At 43.6% G+C, this 23,996-nt stretch carries 22 protein-coding genes; 14 read left to right on the top strand and 8 right to left on the bottom strand.

The features are described from left to right. The first annotated feature begins 14 nt into the window (after positions 1-14). The 4 genes from bioA to K7G75_RS01490 all read left to right on the top strand — a co-directional run bounded on the left by bioA (position 15) and on the right by K7G75_RS01490 (position 4,594). Positions 15-1,310 carry an adenosylmethionine--8-amino-7-oxononanoate transaminase gene (gene bioA / locus K7G75_RS01505; protein WP_262420218.1) on the top strand — a complete coding sequence of 432 codons (1,296 nt, stop codon included), beginning with the start codon at positions 15-17 and terminating at the stop codon, positions 1,308-1,310. Between the two features lie 6 nt (positions 1,311-1,316). Then, positions 1,317-2,483, top strand: coding sequence for a beta-ketoacyl synthase N-terminal-like domain-containing protein (locus K7G75_RS01500; RefSeq protein WP_222982030.1), 1,167 nt, complete (start codon positions 1,317-1,319; stop codon positions 2,481-2,483). An 83-nt stretch (positions 2,484-2,566) separates the two neighbouring features. Further along, positions 2,567-3,661: a biotin synthase BioB gene (gene bioB / locus K7G75_RS01495; protein ID WP_222982029.1), complete on the top strand. Its 1,095-nt coding sequence runs from the start codon at positions 2,567-2,569 to the stop codon at positions 3,659-3,661. Positions 3,662-3,724: 63 nt separating this feature from the next. Beyond that, positions 3,725-4,594, top strand: a complete 870-nt coding sequence (locus K7G75_RS01490) for a cupin-like domain-containing protein (protein ID WP_222982027.1) — start codon at positions 3,725-3,727, stop codon at positions 4,592-4,594. Positions 4,595-4,601: 7 nt separating this feature from the next. On the opposite strand, the gene K7G75_RS01485 is transcribed toward K7G75_RS01490, so the two are convergent. Then, the gene (locus tag K7G75_RS01485; RefSeq protein ID WP_262420217.1) at positions 4,602-5,078 is read right to left on the bottom strand and encodes a regulatory protein RecX; all 477 of its coding nucleotides are present in this window, start codon (positions 5,076-5,078) and stop codon (positions 4,602-4,604) included. A gap of 5 nt (positions 5,079-5,083) precedes the next feature. Beyond that, positions 5,084-7,459, bottom strand: coding sequence for an alpha-L-rhamnosidase-related protein (locus K7G75_RS01480; protein ID WP_222982024.1), 2,376 nt, complete (start codon positions 7,457-7,459; stop codon positions 5,084-5,086). Between the two features lie 232 nt (positions 7,460-7,691). Between K7G75_RS01480 and K7G75_RS01475 the strand changes: the two genes are divergently transcribed. Further along, positions 7,692-9,332, top strand: coding sequence for a hypothetical protein (locus K7G75_RS01475; RefSeq protein WP_222982022.1), 1,641 nt, complete (start codon positions 7,692-7,694; stop codon positions 9,330-9,332). 94 nt (positions 9,333-9,426) lie between these two features. Here the strand turns inward: K7G75_RS01475 and K7G75_RS01470 are convergent, their stop codons facing one another. Next, entirely contained in the window at positions 9,427-10,974 is a 1,548-nt protein-coding gene (locus K7G75_RS01470) for an Rne/Rng family ribonuclease (protein WP_222982020.1), read from the bottom strand. Between the two features lie 268 nt (positions 10,975-11,242). Further along, positions 11,243-11,533 (bottom strand): HU family DNA-binding protein, encoded by a 291-nt coding sequence (locus K7G75_RS01465; RefSeq protein WP_222982019.1) that lies wholly within the window; start codon positions 11,531-11,533, stop codon positions 11,243-11,245. Between the two features lie 122 nt (positions 11,534-11,655). On the opposite strand from K7G75_RS01465, the gene mutY reads away from it, so the two are divergent. From mutY to gldD, 4 genes are read left to right on the top strand one after another with little or no spacing between them, the layout of a single operon-like run. Further along, positions 11,656-12,693, top strand: coding sequence for an A/G-specific adenine glycosylase (mutY, locus tag K7G75_RS01460; protein ID WP_222982018.1), 1,038 nt, complete (start codon positions 11,656-11,658; stop codon positions 12,691-12,693). A 23-nt stretch (positions 12,694-12,716) separates the two neighbouring features. Continuing rightward, entirely contained in the window at positions 12,717-13,172 is a 456-nt protein-coding gene (locus K7G75_RS01455) for a single-stranded DNA-binding protein (protein WP_222982017.1), read from the top strand. Positions 13,173-13,196: 24 nt separating this feature from the next. Next, a complete protein-coding gene (locus K7G75_RS01450) occupies positions 13,197-14,507 on the top strand; it encodes a gliding motility-associated protein GldE (protein WP_222982016.1) in 1,311 nt (436 codons plus the stop codon). Continuing rightward, a complete protein-coding gene (gene gldD / locus K7G75_RS01445; protein WP_222982015.1) occupies positions 14,497-15,048 on the top strand; it encodes a gliding motility lipoprotein GldD in 552 nt (183 codons plus the stop codon). The genes K7G75_RS01450 and gldD overlap by 11 nt, the downstream gene beginning before the upstream one ends. 3 nt (positions 15,049-15,051) lie before the next feature. Here the strand turns inward: gldD and K7G75_RS01440 are convergent, their stop codons facing one another. The 3 genes from K7G75_RS01440 to K7G75_RS01430 all read right to left on the bottom strand — a co-directional run bounded on the left by K7G75_RS01440 (position 15,052) and on the right by K7G75_RS01430 (position 18,410). Beyond that, positions 15,052-15,477: a hypothetical protein gene (locus tag K7G75_RS01440; protein WP_222982014.1), complete on the bottom strand. Its 426-nt coding sequence runs from the start codon at positions 15,475-15,477 to the stop codon at positions 15,052-15,054. 139 nt (positions 15,478-15,616) lie between these two features. Beyond that, entirely contained in the window at positions 15,617-17,086 is a 1,470-nt protein-coding gene (locus K7G75_RS01435) for a M16 family metallopeptidase (RefSeq protein WP_222982012.1), read from the bottom strand. 1 nt (position 17,087) lies between these two features. Next, positions 17,088-18,410 (bottom strand): M16 family metallopeptidase, encoded by a 1,323-nt coding sequence (locus K7G75_RS01430; protein WP_222982011.1) that lies wholly within the window; start codon positions 18,408-18,410, stop codon positions 17,088-17,090. Between the two features lie 174 nt (positions 18,411-18,584). Here K7G75_RS01430 and K7G75_RS01425 point away from each other — a divergent pair, with 174 nt between their 5' ends. From K7G75_RS01425 to rpmA, 3 genes are all read left to right on the top strand, one after another. Continuing rightward, entirely contained in the window at positions 18,585-19,031 is a 447-nt protein-coding gene (locus K7G75_RS01425; RefSeq protein ID WP_222982010.1) for a DUF4199 domain-containing protein, read from the top strand. A gap of 103 nt (positions 19,032-19,134) precedes the next feature. After that, positions 19,135-19,692: a 50S ribosomal protein L21 gene (gene rplU / locus K7G75_RS01420; RefSeq protein WP_222982009.1), complete on the top strand. Its 558-nt coding sequence runs from the start codon at positions 19,135-19,137 to the stop codon at positions 19,690-19,692. 23 nt (positions 19,693-19,715) lie between these two features. Continuing rightward, entirely contained in the window at positions 19,716-19,976 is a 261-nt protein-coding gene (gene rpmA, locus K7G75_RS01415) for a 50S ribosomal protein L27 (RefSeq protein WP_222982008.1), read from the top strand. A gap of 60 nt (positions 19,977-20,036) precedes the next feature. Here the strand turns inward: rpmA and K7G75_RS01410 are convergent, their stop codons facing one another. Then, a complete protein-coding gene (locus K7G75_RS01410; RefSeq protein WP_222982006.1) occupies positions 20,037-21,149 on the bottom strand; it encodes a D-TA family PLP-dependent enzyme in 1,113 nt (370 codons plus the stop codon). Between the two features lie 144 nt (positions 21,150-21,293). On the opposite strand from K7G75_RS01410, the gene K7G75_RS01405 reads away from it, so the two are divergent. Together K7G75_RS01405 and K7G75_RS01400 are read left to right on the top strand one after the other, a co-directional pair. Continuing rightward, positions 21,294-21,875, top strand: a complete 582-nt coding sequence (locus K7G75_RS01405; protein WP_222982004.1) for a DUF3332 domain-containing protein — start codon at positions 21,294-21,296, stop codon at positions 21,873-21,875. A 195-nt stretch (positions 21,876-22,070) separates the two neighbouring features. After that, positions 22,071-23,966, top strand: a complete 1,896-nt coding sequence (locus K7G75_RS01400; RefSeq protein WP_222982002.1) for a M61 family metallopeptidase — start codon at positions 22,071-22,073, stop codon at positions 23,964-23,966. The last annotated feature ends 30 nt before the right edge of the window (positions 23,967-23,996 follow it).

Raw genomic sequence — 23,996 nt, 5'->3', positions numbered from 1 at the left:
GCAAGATAGATAAATTGAGGCTTTTGATTAATTCGGCATCGGTGGAAAATTTGGTGGAAAGGGACAAAAAGCATTTGTGGCACCCGCTGACCCAACATAAGACGCACCCCGACGTGTTGGCGATTTCAAGTGCCAAGGGAGCACTGCTTTTTGATGATACCGGTAAATCATACGTGGATGGGATCGCGTCTTGGTATACATGTATGTATGGTCATTGCAATCCCTTTATTCTGGAAAGGGTCGCCGAACAGATGCAACGGTTGGACCAAGTGGTGTTCAGTGGGTTTACCCATGAACCGGCCATCAAGCTCTCCGAGGAACTCATAAAAATCCTACCAAAGAATCAGGAAAAGCTCTTTTTTTCGGACAATGGATCCACCGCGACGGAAGTGGGCATAAAAATGGCATTGCAATATCACTTCAACAAGGGGCAAAAAAGAAATATCATCTTGGCTTTTGAGGAAGGTTTTCATGGAGACACCTTTGGTGCCATGTCCGCGTCAGGGCTCTCGGTGTACAACGGGCCTTTTGAGGAACATTTCATTCAAGTGGAGCGAATTCCAGTGCCTACGCAAACAAAAAGCGGGGATGTATTGGTACAATTGGAGCATCGTCTAAAAGAAAACAACGTTGCCGGATTTATTTATGAACCGTTGGTACAAGGTGCTGCGGCCATGAAAATGCACGATGCAAACGGGTTGGATCAAATCCTTCAACTACTAAAGAAACACGATGTGCTTGCCATTGCCGATGAGGTGATGACCGGGTTTGGCAAGACAGGTAAGAATTTTGCTTCGGACCATATAACTACCAAACCAGATATTATTTGCCTGTCCAAAGCACTGACCGCTGGACTGGTTCCCATGGGACTTACCACCGCCACAAAGAAAGTGTACCAGGCCTTTTATAGTGATGATATTTCAAAGGGACTGTTCCACGGCCACACATATACCGCAAATCCCCTGGCTTGTACCGCTGCATTGGCAGCTTTGGAGTTGTTACAGACGGATGAAATCCAGAGCAGCATCCAAAATATCATACAGTGGCACCAACAGTTTGATGCAGCCATTAAGGAACACTCGAAAGTGGCGGCAACACGCCAGCTTGGGGTCATTTATGCCCTCGATTTGGACTTGAAGATGGAACGTTATGGGAATATGAGGGACAAATTGTTCAAACATTTCATGAAACATGGAGTGTTCCTTCGGCCATTGGGAAATACCATTTATGTTTTGCCCCCCTATGTAATCACCAAACAGCAAATGGAAAAGATATACGCAACCATCCAAAGTACTCTGGAAATCGTGTAGTTTGCTATGTTAAAAACTTCTATTTCAATCACGGCCCTATCCTCCATTTCATCTTTGGGAAGTTCTTCAGAAGAAGTTTGGGACTCCTATTTGGATGGGAAGCATCATTTGTCCCAAACCCATATAGGTGACCATAAGGTTTGGGTTTCCCGACTTCAGGACGGAATCAGGTCTTCCATACAAGAGCTTAGAAGTCCGGGTTCCAACTACAGAAATTTGGACGATACCGTACTTTTTGCCTTGTACACAGCCAGAAAGGCACTACAGCAGACAGGTTGGGGCACTGGGTCCAACTTTGGAATAAACATGGGATCTTCCCGGGGAGCAACCCATCTCTTTGAAAGGCACCATGAGGCGTATTTGAACAACGGAACAACCTCTACCCTTACATCACCCACAACAACCTTGGGGAACATTTCATCTTGGGTGGCCCACGATTTGAAAACCAAAGGACCGGTGATTTCACATTCCATTACCTGTTCCACGGCACTTCATGCCATGTTGAATGCCATCGCCTGGATTCAGGGCGGACTATCCGAAAAATTTATGGTAGGAGGAAGTGAGGCTCCCTTAACACCGTTCACCGTAGCCCAAATGCAGGCCTTGAAAATTTACTCCAAGGATTCGGGAGCTTATCCATGCAGGGCCTTGGATTTGAAAAAAAAGCTGAATACCATGGTATTGGGTGAGGGAGCGGCAATTGCATGTTTGGAAAAGGGCGAAATCCCCAATGCTCTAGCGTTGATACAAGGAATTGGGTATGCTACGGAACCCCTGGAGCACGAGGTTTCCATTTCCTCGGAAGCCCAATGCTTTCAGGATTCAATGAAAATGGCATTGGGTAATTCTTCCCTCGAGGAAGTAGATGCGGTGGTGATGCATGCCCCTGGAACCGTGAAGGGGGATTTATCTGAATATAAGGCCATTGAAAAGGTCTTTAATGGAAAACTTCCATATTTGACCACCAACAAATGGAAAGTCGGACACACTTTTGGAGCTTCAGGGCTATTGAGTGTTGAAATGGCCGTATTGATGTTGCGGCATCAGCGCGGCATTCCCGTTCCGTTTTTCCCTAATCCCGAATCAAAAAAGGAATTCAATAAAATACTCGTGAACGCAGTTGGATTTGGAGGAAATGCCGTGAGCATCTTATTGGCGAGACCCAAGGGCTGAAAAGTTCGATCTTTTAAATTCTGTACACCATGTCTTTTATTCTATAGAATACTTTATTTTTAACTCACAGATATCCATCTAGCATGAACAGTACAAAGCATAACTGGACCAAATCAGAAATTCTTGATATCTACAACAAACCTTTGATGGAGTTGCTCTATGAAGCGGCTTCCATACATAGGGAACATCATGATCCGAACACGGTGCAGGTGTCCACCTTGCTATCGATAAAAACTGGGGGGTGTCCAGAGGACTGCGGATATTGCCCACAGGCAGCAAGATATCACACCGATATTGAGGGCAACGACCTCATGTCCGTGCAACAGGTAAAGGCACAGGCCCTGCGGGCGAAAGCTTCAGGAAGTTCCAGGGTGTGCATGGGGGCGGCATGGCGCAATGTAAAGGATGGTCCGGAATTTGATCAGGTCTTGGAAATGGTCAGAACCATCAACAAGTTGGATATGGAAGTATGCTGTACTTTGGGCATGGTCACGGAAAATCAGGCCAAACGATTGGCCGAGGCAGGCCTCTATGCCTACAACCACAATTTGGACACTTCGGAAGAATACTATAAGGAAGTTATTTCCACCCGAGGCTATGAGGACCGATTGCAGACCATTGAAAACGTGCGCAAGACCAATGTCACCGTTTGTAGCGGGGGTATTATAGGCATGGGTGAATCTGTAGAAGATCGTATGGGGATGCTGGTCGCCTTGGCAACATTGAACCCCCAGCCCGAATCGGTCCCGATCAATGCCCTGGTAGCTGTTGAAGGAACCCCGATGGAAGATCAAAAGCCTGTTGAGATTTGGGAGATGATTCGAATGGTTGCTACAACGCGCATTGTTATGCCCAAGACACAGGTGCGCCTTTCCGCAGGTAGAACCGGAATGAGCCGCGAGGGTCAGGCACTATGTTTCTTTGCAGGGGCCAATTCCATTTTTGCAGGGGACAAGCTTTTGACCACTCCAAATCCCGACGTGAACGAGGATATGGAAATGTTCAGGCAGCTTGGGCTTAATCCGCAAAAGGCATTCGTTAAAGCCCCGCAACCCAAGACCGTGGAGGCCGCTGAATCCGCCTTTGAGGCATTGGGCGAAAAGCCAAAATGGTCCAGGCCAGGGCATTCCATTGAGCGCAATGAGGTGGCCAAGCAAAAAAATCGAACACTTTCGTAAAAAAGGGGATTAAAAAGAATCAAAACCTTTTATTAATTTAGCTGTTTCAAAATAACCGAGATTTTGAAGCTGAACCTTGAACAGATTCCTCGGGAAAAGACACTTTCCAAGAAGGAATTTTTGCGCAAATACTTTAAGCCCCAAAAGCCCGTGGTGATTGAGAGCTTCATTGAGGATTGGCCTGCCCATTCCAAATGGAACCTTGATTATATGAAAAAAGTGGCGGGGGACAAAACCGTTCCGCTGTATGATGATAGACCGGTGAAGCATGACGAAGGGTTCAACGAACCCCATGCAAAAATGAAGATGAGGGATTATATCGACCTCCTAAAAAGCGAACCTACCAAATACCGCATTTTTCTTTGGAATATTTTCAAGGAAGTGCCACAATTGCAAAAGGATTTCCAGTATCCGGATTTTGGCATTCGCTTGATGAAGGGACTGCCCATGCTCTTTTTTGGGGGCAGCGATTCATATACCTTCATGCACTATGACATTGATTTGGCCAACATCTTTCATTTTCATTTTGAGGGAAAAAAGCAGTGCATCCTTTTTTCGCAATCCGAAACCAAGTTTTTATACAAGATACCCCACTCACTAATCACTCGGGAAGACATAGATTTTGCCGACCCTGATTTGGAAAAATGGCCCGCCCTGAAGAATGCCAAGGGACATATAGCCCATTTGGAACATGGTAATGTGTTATATATCCCGGAGGGATATTGGCATCATATGAAGTATGTTTCTCCCGGATTTTCAATGAGTTTGAGGGCCATTGCAAGAAAACCCAAAAATTTTGGAAGGGCCGTGTACAACATTTTCTTTATGCGCCATTTTGACAATGCGATGCGTCGGTTCAAGGGCCAAAAGTGGATTGATTGGAAGAATGAACAGGCCATTATCCGCACACAAAAAGTACTGGTTCGGAAGTAGGCTTCCTTTAGGTCAGTTCTTTGATCTTGCCATACACCAGGTCGCTTTCCCAGCCGCGATACAGAAGATAATCCGCTAGTTTTTTCCTTCGTTTTTGAAGGTTTGGTTCCATAATTTGGGACAATCTTTTTAGGGCAAGTTCGTCCAAGGTCCCTAGGTAATCCTTTTGATCAATTTCGGATAGGGCACTCTTGATGTTATAGGTTGAGATTTTTCTGTTTTTCAATTCCTGGACAATTCTGTTTCTTCCCCATTTCTTGATTCTAAATTTGCCCCTGGCAAAGGATTTTGCAAAGCGTTCCTCGTTCAAATAGTTCTCTTTGATCAAATTGGCCATAATTTGGTCAATGGCCTCGGGAATCATTCCGAGACTTCTGAGTTTTTCAAGTACTTCTTGGTGACAGCGCTCTTGATATGCGCAGAACCGCTCCATTTTTCGTTGGGCTTCTTCAACAGAATTAGGCTTTGGAGTGGTTCGAAACATGGACATCAGTTTAGGGTAACCACTAAATCGGTATCTGAAGTAACAACAATGGTTGTATCGCCTTTCTTTGTAACGCTCGCCTCACCCGATTCAATGGAGTGGTTGCCCTTAGGCAAAACAAGCTCAATGGTCCATTCCGGATTGGTCTGCGTTACTTTAAGGGTAAGCTTGGAGGCCTTTTTTTCATAATAAATGGATAGACTGTTGTCCGCAATCTTTACATTTTCAAGCTGGGCGTCGTCCCAGGCATCAGGCATTTGTGGATTAATTACCACCTTTTTTTTGTGGGCCATTGGCATGATCCCGAAGAATTGCTGAACAATTGGGATGGCATAGGAATAAATGTTCCAGGCCTGGACCATCATTCCATAGTCCGGGGAAACTTCGTACATGCCTCCAGGCAAAGCGTAGCTAAAGGTACGGGTCATCCTTCTAAGATAATCCAACGACTCGTTAGGGCGGCCATAATTGTTTTCGGCAATTGCCTGTACACCCGTGGGCAACGTCATTACCGCACCCGTATAGGAGAAAACCTTACTTCCCTTGAATGACCCAAAATCCTTTCCGGCGGAATCGTCACGATCTATTCCCGTTACAAAAACACCAAAAGGATTGGTGAATTTTTTGGCGATGTCGAGTGCGATAATCGCCTTGGCAGAATCGGCGATGCCCATTTCCATGGGTGTATTCACAACCCAATTATGGTGAAGAACGAATGGTTTGAGTGTAGCTGTGGACGGATTTTGAAGGAGTTTCTCCTTGGTTGTCCGAAGTTCTTCAAGGGCCCAGGGTTTGTTCAAGGTGTCGGCACGGACCATTGCATCCTCGATCAAGTGGAGAGCTTGTTCCTCTGTGCCTAAAAAATCAGCGTAGGAGTTGAATTCTGCGGACCAAAACTCCTCATTTATTTTTTTCTTGATGGCATCAGCAAGAGCCTGATACTTTTCTGAGGCTTCGGGCAGGTTCAATTCTTGGGCCATATTAGAGGCATCCTCAAAGGCTTTTTGGGTATATGCGGCCACATCGATCATTTCACTATCCAGACCATGGATTTCCATCATTCCAAAGCCATCAGGAAAGAGATTCTTGTTTTTATCGTTCTCGTTCAACAGCCATTCAAGTCCTTTTTGTATGGTGGGAAAATAGGCTTCCAAAAATTTTTTATCACCGTTCCACTTATAGATTTCCCATATCAGTGAGGCAAACTGGGGGGTCTCGTTAATGTTTCCATTGTTGAAGACACTGCCGTTGGTTGACATTTCGTGCACGATTCTTCCATTCCCGTTTACGGCCATTGACACACTGTCCAACAATTTGATGGTCTTTTCCACGACTTCATCTTGCCCAACCGCCATGTATCCCTTAAGTGCATACTCGCTGTCCACCCCAAACCACCATGGATAGTCTGGGATACCGGCCCCTATTCCCGTCCCTATCTCCGGTACGGTACGGACCAACCAGTCGCAGTTATATTTGAGCCATTCAAAGGTCTGCTGCAGGGTCGCATCCGGAATGGTCAGTTTGGTTTGTTCTGCCAATTGCGCATACCGCATTTTCTTCTGATGGGCCAATACATAATATTCGCTTTGAATTCTGGCATATGTGTTTTTGGCATCTTCAAGGGATGTATATGAACCTGCTATCGTGAAGTTCACAGGTTGCTCTGCGTTCCGGGGCAAAGACAGAGCATAATACAGATCATTGGATTGGCCATTCCTGCCATTTTTCTTGGGCAAAGCTGATTTTTTTGAAGGTGTCCGGTCCGACCCGTACACTCCAAACCAGGGATTGGACCTGTCCTTTACAATCCACTTCCCATTTTCATGGGTCGCTTCGTCTTCATCATCATGCATTTGTGTGCGTTCACCCAACCAGGTTGGTCTAAGATCGGAATGTCCTATAAAACGAAAGGATGCGGAGATTTCAGCGGCTGTTTTGTTTGTGATGTTGTATTGAACGAAAACGCCTTGTATTCCATCGGGGACAAATTGGATTCGCTCCACGACAAGACCGTGGTCGGGAAATTCAAAGATATGTTTGTTGGCAAAGGGATAGTTTACAAAGCGTGTGGCATTGTCTAGAAAAAGAGTGTCACTTCCCAGAATCAATTGGGATTCAAACCCATCCATAAGTTTGATGGGATGGTTCCAAATTCCGCCCATTTCGCCTTTTATGTGCCAACCAAGTTCGGGAAAGGTGCCATTTTGGTGTCCCACCATGTACACTCTGTCTCCAGCCGTTACGAATGGTGAGCCCAAATAATCGGTTTTACCAATAATCGATGGAGTGCCTTCCAAAATGTCTGCGACTACTTCTTGAGGTTGACTGGTGGAACAACTTATTATGGGAAGTATTCCAAGGGAGAAGAATATGGCTTTCATAAAGTGCATGTTAAAGTTCAAAAATACCATTATGCATCCAATTCATTCCCGTAAATTATAGTATTTCCATTTTTTCTACCTACATATTGGGACGTATGACGAACAAGTTTTTGAAATTAAAAGTTTTTTAAGTAATTACGGATGAATTTTTGGGACGTCGAACATCATGCAAGTATATTTGACAAAAGGATTTTTGACCCCATTAAACTTTTATGGCAAACAAACACCGAATATGAAAAAAGCAGTTATGGCCATAGTGGCTTTATTGATTCTCTATTCATGTGATGAAGATAAAATCGAGGATCAAGTTTTTATAGAAAATATAGATAGCACTGCCTTGCTCAATAATCCAATCCTCTATGAACCTATCGACATCAACGTTTCCTTTGATAATCCTGATGCAGAGGTGGAGGCCATCAATGTTTTTTTGGATGATCAATTGATCTTTAATAAAAATGGTGTCAAAAGCCTCAGCTTCAGGTTTGAGCCTGAAAAATATAGTCCTGGAGAGGCAATAGTGAAAATCGAGGCGGTCCAACCAGGCGGGAATACTTTTATGAAAGACTACCCCATAATTATTCATAGAAAATTACTGCAAATCGACTTGGATAGTAACTTCTTTAGAACGGGTTATGGAGATCATGTGTTATTTGCTTCTGCAGCAGATGGATTTTTGTTAGCCAGCAAGACTATTGAAACCTTGCCCAACTCTTTTACTTTGACCACGGACCAAGAAATTAGCAAGGATACTCCTTTTTATTTAAATATGGCATCAAGATTTGTTACCAATGACATTGAAATAGTCTCTATCAAGAGTGTTGATGATTTAACCAGGTCATCCTTGGACAAGTTTGCTCCCAAATCTCCTAGGAGAGGGGATGTTGGGCAACAATGGAATTTAGTAACAACGGGATTTAATGAGAATATTTTGATCGTAGGAAGGAACGGTGCCGATTATTCGTATGGATATGACCACGTGGATTTTGATTTTTCATTCAGTAAATGGGTAAATTTCAATGGTATTGAGCCAGCGGATGAATTCTACATCCAATCAGCACATCGAGACGGAACTGAACAAGGGTATAAGTGGATTACCGAAGATGATCTGAACAACGGGATTATCTTAGACGTGGCTGATTTTAGCAGCGAAAACCTGGTTGAGGGAGAAGTCGATGTCACCTATGTAGACGACTTTGAAAATGGTCATGATAGAAGGCTTGGAATCTATGGGTATCTAAGTGATGAGGATTTTTGGACGAACACGTATCACAACATTTGGCTAAGCGGTTTCCGCACATTGCAATCGCCTAATATGTTTATCAGACCAACAGAGGATTATGTGTTAAACACCTCCTTTCACCATTATGCCCATTTCCTATTTTTGGAGGACTACCTCACGGTGAGGAGAGGGACGCCACTGACCAATTATTCAATTCCCGATTGGCAGTTAGATTTTGAAATCACAGGGAAGGAGATAACCTTTAATTCTGTTGGAACAGACCATTACGTTGGCAAGTTTTGGATTTCTTCGGGAAACGTTACTGATGAGTTGCCAGTGGTGGAAGGCAAGAAGGTTTTGTACGAATGGGATATTTGCTTTAATAGCGTCAAAAAGGAATCTTTAAAGTTACCGGAATTCCCTGATACAATGAAGAATTGGAGTTTTGGAAAATTCTATGAGACGAATACTCCCGAGATTAAGTGGGGAAGGGTAGAACGATATGAAGGGATATTAGACTATGTCCAATACCTAAATACTATCATCAAGGAAAACAATGACCCGTTGCAGGTGAGTCCTTTGTTTGAGGCTAAGTTTAGGTCTAACGAGGAGTATAGTTCATTTAACTTTGATATGAACAATTTTTTTAATTAGATAATACTTTTTCTATTCTCGAGCAATTCGAGTTGTCTTGAATTGGATAACGTATTAAACAAAAAAAGCGACTTCAAAATGAAGTCGCTTTTTTTTATCTGATTATGTTGCCATCCTTATCCTTAAAATTGTATTCAAGGTATTTGTAGGCATCCCTTGGCTGCACCTTTATCCACTTTTTAAAGGTTTTGAACCACTTGGAGCGTATGGATGGGAACCCTTTGGTGAGATAAGCTGCAATAAAGGGGTGTGTGTTCAACTCAATTCCCTTGTAGCTTCTTTTCCCATTTAGGATTCTTTCCAAATCCACTTGGATTTTGTCTATCAACGTTATTGGGGCCTCTACTTCGGCACCGGTGACATTGGGGATTTCCTCGCTGGTCTTTATCTTCATTTCAGGACGCACTCTTTGCCGGGTTATCTGCACCAGGCCAAACTTGCTTGGGGGCAAGATCTTGTGCTTTGCACGGTCGTCCATCATTTCTTCCCGAAGGCGATCAAAGAGTTTTTTTCTATGATCGTTCTTGGTCATGTCGATAAAGTCCACGACGATGATTCCTCCCATGTCCCTTAACCGCAATTGCCTGGCAATTTCGGTGGCCGCCAATAGGTTTACCTCAAGTGCGGTATCTTCTTGGTTTTTGGCCTTGTTGGACCTGTTGCCGCTGTTCACGTCAATTACGTGCAGTGCTTCGGTATGTTCGATGACCAAATATGCGCCTCGGCTCATGGAAGCCGTACGCCCGAAAGAAGTCTTTATTTGGCGTTCAATGCCAAACTTCTCAAAAATAGGGGCGGAGCCTGCGTAAAGCTTTACGATGGATTCTTTATTCGGAGCTATTTCGCTCAAATAATCCTTGATTTGGTCGTGGAGCGTCTCATCGTCAACATGGATTCCCGTGAAGGAATCGTTGAACACATCCCTGAGGAAGGATGAGGCCCTGTTTACTTCGACCAGCACTTTTGAAGGGTGCTCGGCCCTTTGCAATCGCTTGCACATGGTTGTCCATTTGGACATCAAATTCTGGAGATCTCGGTCCAGTTCTGCAACTTTCTTGCCTTCTGCAACGGTACGTATTATGACCCCAAACCCTTTGGGCTTAATACTCTTTACAAGACGTATAAGCCTATTCTTCTCTTCCTTGGTGGCGATTTTTTGGGAAACCGAAACGCGGTCGGAAAAGGGGACCATGACCAAATAGCGTCCTGCCAGAGACAGTTCGGAGCTGATTCGCGGTCCTTTGGTGGAAATAGGTTCTTTTACAATTTGTACCAATAATGACTGATTGGCCTTGATAACTTCGTTAATACTGCCATTCTTGTCAATGTCTTTTTCAAATGGAAAATCTTTTAGGGAAAAATCCCTTAGCCTCCCTGTTCTTGCATTCTTGATGAATTTTAGCATGGAGGACAATTGTGGGCCAAGGTCATGATAGTGCAGGAACGCATCTTTTTCATATCCTACGTTGACAAAGGCCGCATTCAGGCCTGTAACGGGTTTTCTAATCTTGGCCAGGAAGATATCGCCTACAGAAAAGTTGTTGTTGTCCTCTTCTTTGTGTAGTTCAATAAGTTTTCCATCCTTTAGTAAGGCAAAATCGACTGCATCGGGACTAGATCGTACTATTAATTCTCTGTTCACCTGAATCGATTTTTACTTATCCCGGTGTTTTTTTGGGATAAATGATTAAACAATATGTGGAAATCGGCTCTTTTTCAAACCGACTGAAATTCCTTTTCGAATCTCTATGTCAAAGAACGTGTGCACTTAAAATGAAAAAGTAGTTGCAACAACTACTTCTTCTTGTGTCGGTTAGCTCTTCTGCGTTTTTTACGCTTGTGGGTAGCTACCTTATGTCTTTTTCTTTTTTTACCACTTGGCATATGGCTCTTCCTTTAGTATTATATTATTACTTTACTTGAACGTTGCTCTTTACGCCTTCAACAAAAACCTTGGCTGGCTTAAAGGCGGGAATGTTGTGCGCAGGAATTTTTATGGTGGTATTCTTAGATATGTTTCTTCCCGTTTTTTCGGCCCTCGTCTTAATGATAAAGCTTCCAAAACCTCTTAGGTACACATTGTCTCCACTTTCCAAGGATGATTTCACCTCATCCATAAAAGATTCTATCGTTGCTTGTACGTCTCCTTTCTCAATTCCCAGTTTCTCCGAGATTCTGGTTACGATATCTGCTTTCGTCATTTCGTCTAATTGTTTTCTGTTTTTTTAGGGTTGCAAATATAAACATTAAAATTAATCTTTCATTTAAAGCCTTTAATTTTAAGTATATAAACTATTACATTTGATGGATAGTATTCCCCACTATGCTTTTTTCCCAGGAAATTTTGAAATGGTACCAAGAGAACAAACGGGAACTCCCATGGAGGGGCACCAAAGATCCCTATAAAATCTGGTTGTCTGAAATACTGCTGCAACAAACAAGGGTGGCCCAGGGCTTGCCCTACTACCACAAGTTCATTGATGCTTTCCCTACGGTGCAGAGCTTGGCCAAAGCTCCCGAACAGCAGGTATTAAAACTTTGGCAGGGACTGGGTTACTATTCCAGGGCAAGAAATCTACATGCCACTGCCAAAATGGTGGCACATGATTATAACGGCCAATTTCCAAAAACCTACAAAGCGCTTAAACGGCTTAAGGGAGTGGGCGATTATACGGCAAGCGCTATTGCCTCCATTTGTTTTGGTGTTCCGGAGCCTGTGGTGGATGGTAACGTATACCGTGTGCTGTCCCGATATTTTGGGGTGGAGATGCCCATCAACAGTGGCAAGGGAATGGACTATTTCAAGGAACTGGCAAGGGAGGTGATGGCCTTGGAAGATATTGCCGACTACAACCAGGGCATCATGGAGTTTGGCGCGGTGCAATGTACGCCCAAAAGCCCCGATTGCGCCAACTGTCCGCTTGCCAATGGTTGCAAGGCCCTTAAAGATGATAAGGTGAATCTTTTGCCCATCAAACAAGGGAAGACCAAGATAAGGATACGTTATTTTAACTATTTGGTCTATTTGGATGAAAGGGACAACACCCTGTTGGAACAGCGCACCGGGAATGGAATTTGGCAAAACCTGTACCAATTCCCCTTGTTGGAATCGGAGGGCAAAATCGAGTTGGCTGAAATTCAGGATGCCACCAACAATTCGGACAAATTGCCATCATGGTATACCGCCTACCTTTACAATGAGGAGCCGATTGTCCACAAACTATCGCACCAACACCTTTACACCAGTTTTTGGATTTTGAGGACAAACGGGAAATTGGATAACGCAACGGCCTGGAACAAAATTGACATTTTTCCGGTGCCCGTTTTGATTGCGGACTTCATCCAAAGATTTAAAATTTAGTACTTTTGACTAATTAAATTATTATGAGCGGAACATTGAACAAAGTAATGCTGATCGGGCATTTGGGAGACGAAGTCAAAATACACTATTTTGAGGGTGGAAATTGCATCGCAAGGTTTCCTTTGGCAACCAACGAAACTTATACCAACAGGCAAACAGGGGAAAAGGTCACCAATACCGAATGGCACAATGTTGTTGTAAGGAACAAGGCTGCAGAAATTTGCGAGAAGTACCTGAGCAAGGGAGATAAGGTATATGTGGAAGGACGCTTGAAAAACAGGCAGTGGCAGGGTGAAGATGGCAATATGCGCTATACCACGGAGGTGCACGTGCAGGATTTCACATTCCTTTCCACCAAAAAAGAGAGTATGGCGAATGCGCAGCAAGCGCCCAGTACCTTACCCCACAATGAGCCGGCAAAATCAGTTGAAGCCCCAATGCTCGATGAAACTGAGGAAGATGATGACCTTCCATTTTAATATATAAGTTTAAAACAATATACTTTGGATCCCGAACCCCATAGTTTGGCGTTTTTCTTATCCGCGTACGGCGGTCTTTTCTATATAAAGATTATTGTGCTCATACTTCTTTTGGGGGGATCGGCAATGATTTCCGCTGCCGAAGTGGCCTTGTTTGGACTGTCGCAAACGGATTTGAACGAGATGGGTGAGCAGGATTCTGCCAAGGGCAGGATTGTGATACGGCTTTTGGAGCGTCCAAAAAAGCTTTTGGCCACTATCCTCATTACCAACAATGCCATAAACATAGGTATTGTACTGCTTTTCAGTTCCATTGGCGATACCATTTTTTCTGGGCTTGACGAGACGCTTCGGTTTTTGTTGGAAGTGATCGTAGCCACTTTTTTGATCTTGATGTTCGGGGAAATACTTCCCAAGATATATGCCAATAGAAACCGTCTTCAGTTTTCGCACCTAATGGCGTTGCCACTTAAATTCTTGAACACCCTGTTGACTCCCTTGAGCGGTCCCATGCGGTCCGCCACCATTTTTATGGAAGAAAAACTGGGAAAACAAAAATCCAGCCTGAGTGTCAATCATTTGTCGCAGGCCCTGGAGTTGGCATCAGAGGGGGATACCACCAAGGAAGAACAAAAAATTCTGGAGGGAATCGTGACATTTGGAAATACGGACACCAAACAGGTAATGCGTCCCAGAATAGACATATTTGCCCTTAACGAAAAAATGAAGTTTCCCGAGGTGATCCAAGAAATAAAGAAGAACGGATATTCAAGGATCCCCGTTTTTTCTGAACATATGGACAACGTGCTCGGTGTGCTGTATGTCAAAGACCTTCTTCCCTTTTTGGACAGAAAAAGCTTCAACTGGATGTCGCTTATCCGTGAACCTTACTTTGTCCCCGAGAATAAAAAATTGGATGATTTGCTTTTGGAATTTCAGGAGAAGAAAAACCATTTGGCCGTTGTGGTCGATGAATACGGTGGAACCTCGGGCATAGTCACTTTAGAGGATATTATCGAGGAGATCGTTGGCGATATCAGCGACGAGTTTGATGATGAGGACCTGATTTTTTCCAAATTGGATGACCATACCTACGTTTTTGACGGTAAGACCACCTTGAAGGACTTTTACCGGGTGGTAAAAATTGTGGATGAAACGCTGTTTGAAGAACAAAAGGGCGAATCCGAAACCATTGCCGGCTTTGTATTGGAGATTTCTGGAAGTTTTCCCAAAAATGGCGAAAAGATAATGTTTAAGGATTTTCAATTTGTGGTGGAAAGCTCGGACAAGAAAAGATTGAAACGTATAAAAGTGATATTGCCCAATGAAGTATAGTCTTTTGATCTATGTGCTCGCCCTGCTTATGTTGGGTTGTAAGGATGATGTGCTGCCCAAACCCAAGGCTATGTTACGTCTGGATTATCCCCAAGGGACTTACCAAACAAAAGATTTTGGCTGTGACTATTTTTTTGATCAAAACGAACTATCCGTGGTAAAGGAAAGCAAGGATTGCTCTTTGGTCCTGGATTATCCAATGATGAAGGGATCCATCTTTATAACCTATAAGAAGGTGGAAGGCAACATTAGGGAACTCTTGGTCGATGCACAAAAACTAACTTATGAGCATGTGGTTAAAGCGGATAATATCGCCCCGAAGGAGTACATAAACCAAGATGAAAAGGTATATGGGATGTTTTATGAGGTAAGTGGAAATGCAGCTTCGCAATCCCAATTTTATGTAACGGACAGCACCAATCACTTTGTGACAGGATCACTTTATTTTTATGCCAAGCCCAATTATGATTCCATTTTTCCGGCAGCCGCATACCTGCAAAATGATATCAGAAGGATTATGGAATCCCTGCGTTGGAAGTGAAAATCATTCCTGGGACAACAACTCCTCTGCCTTGGCAATACTTGAATTGATTTGCGCTTTGAGCGCTTTTACCTTCTCTTCCTCCTCATCCAGCCATTGTTGTTTTTCTTCGGTAAGTTCTTTGCCGTTCAATATTTCATCAGAATTAAATCGGTCTCCAAAGCCTTTCATCCAGTCCATCATGGCAATATGGGCTTCCTGTAGATCTTTCATGGCACCCTCATATTGTTTGCCCGTTGCCGTGGTATCGACTTTGCTTTTGAGTTCACCCACCAATTTTCCCAATTTTCCCATTTTGGGCATCACTTCATCATGTATGGCCATTACCTGATCCATTTGGGAAGGGACTACGTTTTCCTTTTTTTTCTGGTCGCAGGAAATAACTACAAAAGAAAAGACTAAAAGCGCTATGGAGAAAAACTGTTTCATGCTGTGGATTTGATTACAAATTTAAGGATAGTAGATCAACCAAGAATGGGATTCATCAAAAAAGGGCAATCTGTGATCGCCCATTTTAAAATAAGAATCCAGTATAAAATTATCGGTGGTCATCCTCCAATTGAATGGGTTAATCCTTTAGAATTTTTCCTTCCGGTAGGGAAACCTCACCCGGTTTTTCTGTTTTGTTGGCATAATGGTCATAATACAGCACTGGGACTTCTTTGCCATTGAAGCTTACTTTTTCGAGGTTCTCCAGTACATCCTGTCCCTTGCCGGTCACCACAATTCGGGCATTGGAGGTGGAGAAGTATTTTTGGGCCGCTTTTTGAACATCCTCTTTGGTAACAGCATCAATACGTTCCAGATATGTTTTGTAAAAGTCGTCCGGTAAATCTTCGGTTTCAATATTTAAGGCATAGTTGGCCACCGTTTCGGGTTTTTCCAAGGCCATGACAAAGCTGCCTGCGTATTTGGCCTTTGCATTCGCCAGCTCCTCGTCGGAAACAGGCTCTTTGGTAATTCTATCCAATTCACCCAAAATTTGCACCACGGAGCTGTCCGTTACGGCATTGCGCACTTGGGCAAAGGCACTGAAACGCATGGGACTATATTTGTTGTCCCTTATCGAGGAGTAGGCACCATAGGTATACCCCTTGTCTTCCCTTAGATTGACAAATAAACGTGCCTGCGAGCCTCCACCCAAAATCCTGTTGGCCAACAGGGCATCCAAGTAGTCCTCATCTTTCATTTTGAGCTCGGTGATGTTCTGTACGGTCACCTCGGATTGGACCGCATTGGGAACATCAACAAAGTTGATCTGCGTATACTGCGCATCGCTGGGCTTAGCATAGGTAAAGGATGGGGGCACTGCTTTGGACCAAGGGGTGAAAAATTGGGTGACCAATTCTTTAACGTTTTCAAAGTCTACATCACCAATAACCACCAAATAGGCATTGGCGGGAACAAAATAGTTTCGGTAATGCTGCTCCACATCCGAAAGGGTCACGTTGTTCACGGTTTCCTCCGAAGTGATTTGGCCATAGGGGTGGTTTTTACCATAGGCCAGTGCCAGTTCCACCCTATTCGCAATGGCGGAAACATCCTTTTCCTCGGCTTTTATACTTGTAAGGAGGATGTCTTTCTCCTTTTCAAATTCTTCCTGGGTGAAGTTGGGGTTTAGGGCTGCATCGGCCATCAGTTCCAAGATTCTTGGAAAGTATTTGGCAAGACAACTTGCGGAGGCACTCTGCGCATTGATGTCGATTGAAGCGCCCAAAAAATCAACTTCTTCATAAAAATCGTCTTTGGGGATGGATGTGGATCCCTTGCCCAGCAAACTCGAGGTCAAAGTACCGACACCCGCCTTTTCTCCCTCAAAAATAGGGGGATTGTCTATGGTCAACTGCATACTTGCCCGCGGGAGTTTCCTGTTTTCAACAACCATGACCTTCAACCCGTTCATCAGCTCAAAGCGTAATGGTTCTTTTAGGTTTATTTCTGGGGCAGGCCCTGGTTTGGGTTGTTTGGTCCTGTCAATCTGCGCATAGGTAACTGCTGTGCAGAACAATACGATAAATAGTGGAAAATATCTTTTCATCTCAATTGGCATTTTTTTGTTCCGGTAAATATTCAAGTTCCACGCGTTGGTTCACCTTCAAATACTTTTTGGCGACCTCCCGAATTTCCTCCCGCGTTATGGAGCGGTATATATCCAGTTCTTCGTTGATTAAGTTGGTATTACCACGAAGCAGGTAGTTTTCCGCCAGGGAATTGGCAATGCCTGAAATGCTGCTGTTGGCATTCACAAACCGGTTCTCAAACTTGTTCAATAGTTTTTGGTAATCCTTCTCAGAGATTAAATCAGTCTGGACCTTTAAAATTTCCGCATCAATACCGTCTTTAATGTCCTGAATGGAATTGTCCCCAACAGGAAGCCCGCCAACGACATAGGAACTATAGTCTTCGGCATCGATGGGCACGGAGAATATCTGCAACGCTATTTTCTTTTCGTCTACCAGTGTTTTGTACAGCTTGGAACTTTCGCCGTCACTGAGGTAGGCAGAAATCATATTGATCACATAGGCATCCCTCTCCGCCTGTCCTGGTGTTCGGTAGGCCAACAAAATGGCTGGAATCTGGATGTTGGGATCATGATATGTTGCCATTATGGTATTGGCAATGGGCTCTTCCCTAACTTCCGTTCTCTTTATTTCTGCACCTCTTGGAATAGGCCCGAAATAGTCCGCTACCATTTTCTTGGTCTTCTCAATGTCGATGTCACCGGCCACCACCAATACGGCATTGTTGGGCACATAGAATGTTTTGTTGAATTTTTTGAAATCATCAAGGGTCGCACTTGCCAAATGGTCCAACGAACCGATCACGCCCCATCGGTATGGGTGCTTGTCATAAAGATTTTTCAGCAGTTGCTCAAAAAAGGCACCGTAGGGAGAATTGTCCACTCGTAACCTGCGCTCTTCCTGTACCACTTCCTTTTGGGTGTTTACCCCAATTTCTCCAATTATGGGATGCATCATCCGTTCTGATTCCAGCCAAAGGCCAACCTCCAAACTGTTCGAAGGGAATGTTTCATAATAATATGTGCGGTCCAAAAAGGTGTTGGCGTTGTTGCTTCCCCCGTTGGAAGAAACTATTTTGTCCCATTCCCCACGGGCAATGTTCTTGGTCCCTTCAAACAAAAGATGTTCAAAGAAATGGGCAAAACCTGTTTTGTCCGGATCTTCGTCCTTGGACCCTACGTGGTACATTACCGAAGTGGTCACCACGGGTGCGCTATTGTCTTGATGCAGAATCACATGGAGGCCGTTATCCAGGTCGTACTCTTCAAAGGCCACCTGCTGTGCGATCAGAAAGTTGAAGCCAAAAAGTAGGACAAGTGCTTTGGGCAGATGTCTTTTCATGATGGAAAAATTTGTTTTAGTGTAGTATATGGATAAGTATTTATTTTTTGATTGATGTTACACTAATATAGGACAAAATTTGAAAGGGGGCGCCCGAATCAAAAGTCTTTTAAAAGAAACCGTGCATAATTCGCAAACATTTGGTAAATTAACTTCCATCCAAAAACTTGAGAAATGAAGAATTTTACCTTGCCCATCCGTTTCGGAATAGTTACAAGCGCGGTGCTCATTGCCTATTTTCTGATTCTTTCGCTCCTGGGAAAGCACACCAACGTATTCTTTAGCCTTTTTAATGGGGTGATCACCGGTTTAGGGATTTATGAGACCATTAAGTATACCAAGATGAAATTGGGGAAGGGGTTCAGCTACGGAGTAGGCTTTACGGCTGGCATTACAACAGGTTTTGTTGCCACACTATTGTTCACCATTTTTTTTGCCCTGTACAGCACAGAGCTTAACAGTTCGTTTCTAACGGAGCTTTCGCAGGTATGGGCAAAGGACTTTAATCATTTTGAAGCCATTGTCTTTTTTACCGTTGCCATAATGGGCTTTGCCACCACTTTGGTTTTGACCCTTTCATTCATGCAACTCTTCAAAAGCTCCAACAACCTCAAAAAATAATGGGCCAAATGGTCAAATTATACTTGTGAATTAAGGATTTAGCAGTATATTTGCACCCGCTAATTTTAAGAAAAGCGAGTAAGTTTTAATTAATCAACGCATTATGTACGCAATAGTAGAGATGGCAGGGCAGCAATTTAAAGTTGCGAAAGACCAAAAAGTGTACGTTCACCGTTTGCAGACCGAAGAAGGCAAAAAAGTCACTTTTGACAAGGTTCTTCTTTTGGAAGATGGCGGGAACGTTACTGTAGGCGCCCCGGTCATAGAAGGTGCGGCCGTAGAGGCCAAAGTGGTGAAGCACTTAAAAGGGGACAAGGTAATCGTCTTTAAAAAGAAAAGACGTAAAGGCTACCAAAAGAAAAATGGCCATAGACAATATCTTACCGAGATAGTCGTGGAAAGCATTGTTGCCAAAGGGGCCAAGAAAGCCGCTCCTGCCAAGGCAAAAACCGAAAAACCAGCCGCTGAACCCAAGAAAGCTGAAGAAACCAAGGCCGCCGCGGCTCCAAAAAAGGAAGCACCGAAGAAAGCAGCCCCAAAAGCAGCAGCAGATTTGAGCTCCAAAACTGTAGCTGAATTGAAGGAAATGGCAAAAGCCAAGGATATTTCCGGTTACTCTTCCATGAAGAAGGCCGAGCTGATTGAAGCGTTAAGCAAATAAGAACGAACTAAAATTTATATATCATGGCTCACAAGAAAGGAGTAGGTAGTTCAAAAAACGGTAGGGAATCAGAATCGAAACGCTTGGGCGTTAAGATTTTTGGTGGCCAGGCAGCTGTTGCTGGCAATATCATTGTAAGACAACGTGGCACCACCCACAACCCTGGTGAAAATGTCTATGCAGGAAAGGACCACACCTTGCATGCCAAGGTAGATGGCATAGTAAAGTTTGAAAAGAAAACCGGTGGAAAATCCTTTGTTTCCATCGAGCCTTTTGAAGCGTAAGAAATACCATTGAAATAGAACAAAAACTCCACCAACATTAGGTGGAGTTTTTGTTTTGTATCAAAACGTGATTTTTCTTTTTCTTGCCGTGATTTCCCAAGTATCCGTCTTAACACCATTTTCTATCACCGACACTTCATCGTGTAGGTTGATGGTTGGACAAATGTGGTAGGGAACTCCATATAGCACATCACCAACTTTCAAGGCATCCCAATCCGATACACGCAGCACACCATGTTCTTCACTCTGGGAAAGCAGCTCGTAATTTTCAAGATTCAAGAATTTCACTCGCTTGTCTATTGGGTTTTCGGGAGCCACCGATTTATGACCTAGATCTACCGTAGCAATGCCCTTGGTCGGCTTTGAAATGACCCGGGTGACCAACAAGGCCGCATAGTTGAACTTTTGTTCCGTCAATTTTTCACCGTAGCCCCAATCCCATAACACACAGGTTCCCGGACTGGTGACCCTGTTTTTCTGCTTCAAATGGGAGGTGAATGACGGGGTTCCACCACAGATCATTTTGATTTCTGGATGTTTTTCTTTCAGTGTATCAAAATATGCGTTTACTGCCTCCAAACCTTTTTCAATTTTTTGGCTACGGAGCGAAAAATCACTGTCCCTAAGGTGACCATCGTACACATGAAGCCCCTGTAAGTGTAGGGCCTTGCATTCACCAATGGCCGCAACAAGGACATCCAGTTGGGGACCGACCTCAATTCCGGAACGATTCATTCCGTTATTGATATCAATATAAATGTTGATGGTCAATCCTTGTCCCAGGGCCTTTTCATTCAACAATTTGGCGGTATCAACATCATCAAGGATGGTGGCAAAAGAAGTGGTGGAATAATGATGAATAAGTTTTAGGAACCGATCCATTTTTGGCCCCACCAATTGATGGGCAATCAACACGGATTTTGCCCCAACTTCAGCTGCCATTTCCGCTTCGGCAATGGTTGAGGCCTTGAAATTGGCAATCCCAAAAGCCAACAATTGTTTCATCACCTTGGGCATTTTGTTCGTTTTCACATGGGGCATCAAGCGGTTGGCATCCCCATTTACCATGGAGAGCATCTGCCCAATGTTGTATTTCAAATACTCCAAATACAGGACCACTGAGGGCGAATCCACCGTTTCCACATTTTTAATTGTATACCATTGTTGATCCATGCCAGTAGTTTTTCATCCTGACCAATGTAAGCATTTAACCAATTTAGAGAATAAAACGGACCGTTCAAATTTAGATTTGATTGGACAAAAACGGTTTGGGATCTTTTTGTAGATTTAGACCTATTAACCATATAAATTCTTATTATGAAAAAAACAATTAGTTGTTTACTACTATGCTGTGCTATTTTGTTCTCCAGTTGTTTGGGGTCATTCAAGGCTTTCAATAATTTGAAGGACTGGAACCAGGGATTGACGAACAGTAAATTTCTGGACAACCTTATTTTCTGGGGGTTGAACATTGTTCCGGTCTACGGATTATTTTTCTTGGGCGATGCCATAATTTTCAATGTCATCGAATTTTGGTCAGGATCAAACCCGATAGCCATGAAACTGGGAGAGACCGAAACCCAAATGGTGGAGCACGATGGAAATACCTTTGAAATGGTGGCGACAAAAAACCGAGTGCAAATCACAGTGGTCGAGGGACCAAAAAAGGGAAAGAAACTGGATTTGGTATACAAACCGCACGAAAAATCATGGAATGCCGTTCGCCCCAATGGTGAAGTGATCAAGCTGTCTTCTTTTGAAGAAGGTTTTTACATTGTTTACATGCCCAATGGGGAACAGATTAAAATCGACCCGTTAAAATCCAAAGAGGAAGGTTTGGCCTTGTTACAGCAGAGCAAAACCTGCTACTATTCCGAAGGAATTTTGGCCGCCGATTAGGTTAAAAATCAATAGAAAAAGCAGAGACCCATGGTATTGGCCATGGGTCTTTTGTTTGATAATTGGACACAGTGTGAATCAAATTAGCAGTCTTACCAAAAAGACCATAAAAGTGTAACAAAAAAGATATTTCGACTACCTATGGTAGTCGGAGGCATTTTCTCCATAATTTTAGTCTCATTTAAACACATTGTAATGATTAAAAAGTTAGCGCTCTATACCCTGGCAGTGGGGTTTTTATTCTCATGCGGCCCTAAAAATTTGACCAATGATCTGGCAACTGCCAATCCCATTAAGGCCCAATTGGATTTGGTCAATATTCAGGATGACAAGGTATCCGTGGTAATGGATCCGGGAAGATTTGTTCAGGACACGGTCATATATCGATTGCCAAAGGTGGTCCAGGGCACCTATGCCGTTTCCGATTTTGGAAAATATGTGGAAGAGGTAAAGGCGTTGGATTATAATGGCAATACGTTGGATTTTAAGAAGGTGGACACCAATACCTGGATGTTTACCGATGCCAAAAATTTGGATAAGATCAGCTACGCTGTCAACGATACTTTTGACCAAGAGGTGGAAGGAGGCCTTGGGGAGGAAGTGCCATTTTCCCCTTCCGGCACGAACATTGAACCCAAACAGGTGATGTTGAATCTTCATGGTTTTGTGGGCTACTTTGACAATCTCAAAAACAATTCCTACCAAATTGATATCATGTCGCCCGCTAGTTTCAACTACACTTCTCCCTTGCAGGAGATCAATTCGACCCAAAGTGAGGATGGCGCCACAAAAAGCTCAACCTTTTTAGCTTCCCGATATTTTGAGGTCACTGATAACCCCATGATGTTTGGCGAAACCGAGGTGGAAGAGTTCATGGTTGGTAACATCAAAATTGTTTTGAGCGTCTATTCACCCAACGAGGTACACAAGGCAAGTGAGATAAAGGAGACCATGGTGGCCATGATGCAGGCCCAAAAGGAATATCTTGGCGACCTGGACAGCACACCCCGATACGATATCCTGGTATATCTCTCCGATACGTCAAAAGAAGATTCACCAAAAGGATTTGGGGCTTTGGAGCACCATACTTCAACAGTAGTTGTTCTTCCAGAGCAAATGCAGCCTGAGGCTTTGGCCGAATCCATGATCGATGTTGTGGCCCACGAATTTTTTCATATAGTGACCCCGCTTTCGGTACACTCTGAGGATGTACATTATTTTGACTATAACGATCCTACATTCAGTAAGCATTTGTGGTTGTATGAAGGGGTTACCGAATATTTTGCCCAGCATTTTCAGGTTTACGAAGGGCTAATTGACAGAGAGGAGTTCTATGTCCGTGTCACGGAGAAGATCAACAATTCGAGGTCAAACTATGATGATGCCATGAGTTTCACACGTATGAGTGAAAACATATTGGAAGACCCATACAAGGACAACTATGCCAATGTATATATGAAAGGTGCCTTAATTGGGATGTGCATAGACATTTTGATGCGAGAAAATAGCGAAGGGAACCGAAGTCTAAAGTCTTTAATGAAGGAACTGTCCAATAAATATGGCAAAAACAAGCCCTTTGTCGATAATAATTTGATTGAAGAGATTACCGAAAGGACCTATCCTGAGGTGGGCGAGTTTTTCCAAACCCATGTGGTGGGCACCACTCCTATTGATTATGACAAAATTTTTGAGAAGGTTGGGTTGTACTTCGGGGAAGCCGAGGTAGAGACCAATTACATCCAAAATGCCGGAAACATAATTGTTGGTGCCGATCCAGTCAAAAGGGCGATAAAATTTAATGAGCTTGTTGCCGACAACAGTTTTTGGAACGATAATGGTGCCAAGCCCGAGGACGTGTTCAAATCTGTGGACGGGACCGAGGTTTCGTTGGCCAATGCAAACCAAGTTTTTGGCGATATGTTTTCATGGAAGCCCGGCAAAGAGATTGAAGTGGTCCTTTTGAGGGGAGAGGAGGAAATAATGATAAAAACCACAACAACACCCTCCTATACCAAAGCTATTACGCTATTGGAAAACCCGAATGCCACTGAAGCCCAAAAAGAGCTTCGCAATGCATGGTTGAAAGGTTAGGGAAGATTATCAAGAGCACAAAAAAACCTG

It is taken from the genome of Flagellimonas meishanensis (assembly GCF_019880545.1).
Classification (GTDB): domain Bacteria; phylum Bacteroidota; class Bacteroidia; order Flavobacteriales; family Flavobacteriaceae; genus Flagellimonas; species Flagellimonas meishanensis.
This window is presented reverse-complemented; position numbering and strand designations above follow the sequence as displayed.

Excerpts from the sequence above, each read along its gene's own strand:
- K7G75_RS01500 (WP_222982030.1), top strand. The coding sequence starts at position 1,317 with ATGTTAAAAACTTCTATTTCAATCACGGCCCTATCCTCCATTTCATCT.
- K7G75_RS01430 (WP_222982011.1), bottom strand. The coding sequence starts at position 18,410 with ATGAAAAGACATCTGCCCAAAGCACTTGTCCTACTTTTTGGCTTCAAC.
- K7G75_RS01410 (WP_222982006.1), bottom strand. The coding sequence starts at position 21,149 with ATGGATCAACAATGGTATACAATTAAAAATGTGGAAACGGTGGATTCG.
- K7G75_RS01405 (WP_222982004.1), top strand. The coding sequence starts at position 21,294 with ATGAAAAAAACAATTAGTTGTTTACTACTATGCTGTGCTATTTTGTTC.
- K7G75_RS01475 (WP_222982022.1), top strand. The coding sequence starts at position 7,692 with ATGAAAAAAGCAGTTATGGCCATAGTGGCTTTATTGATTCTCTATTCA.
- K7G75_RS01455 (WP_222982017.1), top strand. The coding sequence starts at position 12,717 with ATGAGCGGAACATTGAACAAAGTAATGCTGATCGGGCATTTGGGAGAC.
- K7G75_RS01465 (WP_222982019.1), bottom strand. The coding sequence starts at position 11,533 with ATGACGAAAGCAGATATCGTAACCAGAATCTCGGAGAAACTGGGAATT.
- K7G75_RS01435 (WP_222982012.1), bottom strand. The coding sequence starts at position 17,086 with ATGAAAAGATATTTTCCACTATTTATCGTATTGTTCTGCACAGCAGTT.
- rplU (WP_222982009.1), top strand. The coding sequence starts at position 19,135 with ATGTACGCAATAGTAGAGATGGCAGGGCAGCAATTTAAAGTTGCGAAA.
- gldD (WP_222982015.1), top strand. The coding sequence starts at position 14,497 with ATGAAGTATAGTCTTTTGATCTATGTGCTCGCCCTGCTTATGTTGGGT.
- K7G75_RS01400 (WP_222982002.1), top strand. The coding sequence starts at position 22,071 with ATGATTAAAAAGTTAGCGCTCTATACCCTGGCAGTGGGGTTTTTATTC.
- mutY (WP_222982018.1), top strand. The coding sequence starts at position 11,656 with ATGCTTTTTTCCCAGGAAATTTTGAAATGGTACCAAGAGAACAAACGG.
- K7G75_RS01480 (WP_222982024.1), bottom strand. The coding sequence starts at position 7,459 with ATGAAAGCCATATTCTTCTCCCTTGGAATACTTCCCATAATAAGTTGT.
- bioB (WP_222982029.1), top strand. The coding sequence starts at position 2,567 with ATGAACAGTACAAAGCATAACTGGACCAAATCAGAAATTCTTGATATC.
- K7G75_RS01485 (WP_262420217.1), bottom strand. The coding sequence starts at position 5,078 with ATGTTTCGAACCACTCCAAAGCCTAATTCTGTTGAAGAAGCCCAACGA.
- rpmA (WP_222982008.1), top strand. The coding sequence starts at position 19,716 with ATGGCTCACAAGAAAGGAGTAGGTAGTTCAAAAAACGGTAGGGAATCA.
- K7G75_RS01440 (WP_222982014.1), bottom strand. The coding sequence starts at position 15,477 with ATGAAACAGTTTTTCTCCATAGCGCTTTTAGTCTTTTCTTTTGTAGTT.
- K7G75_RS01425 (WP_222982010.1), top strand. The coding sequence starts at position 18,585 with ATGAAGAATTTTACCTTGCCCATCCGTTTCGGAATAGTTACAAGCGCG.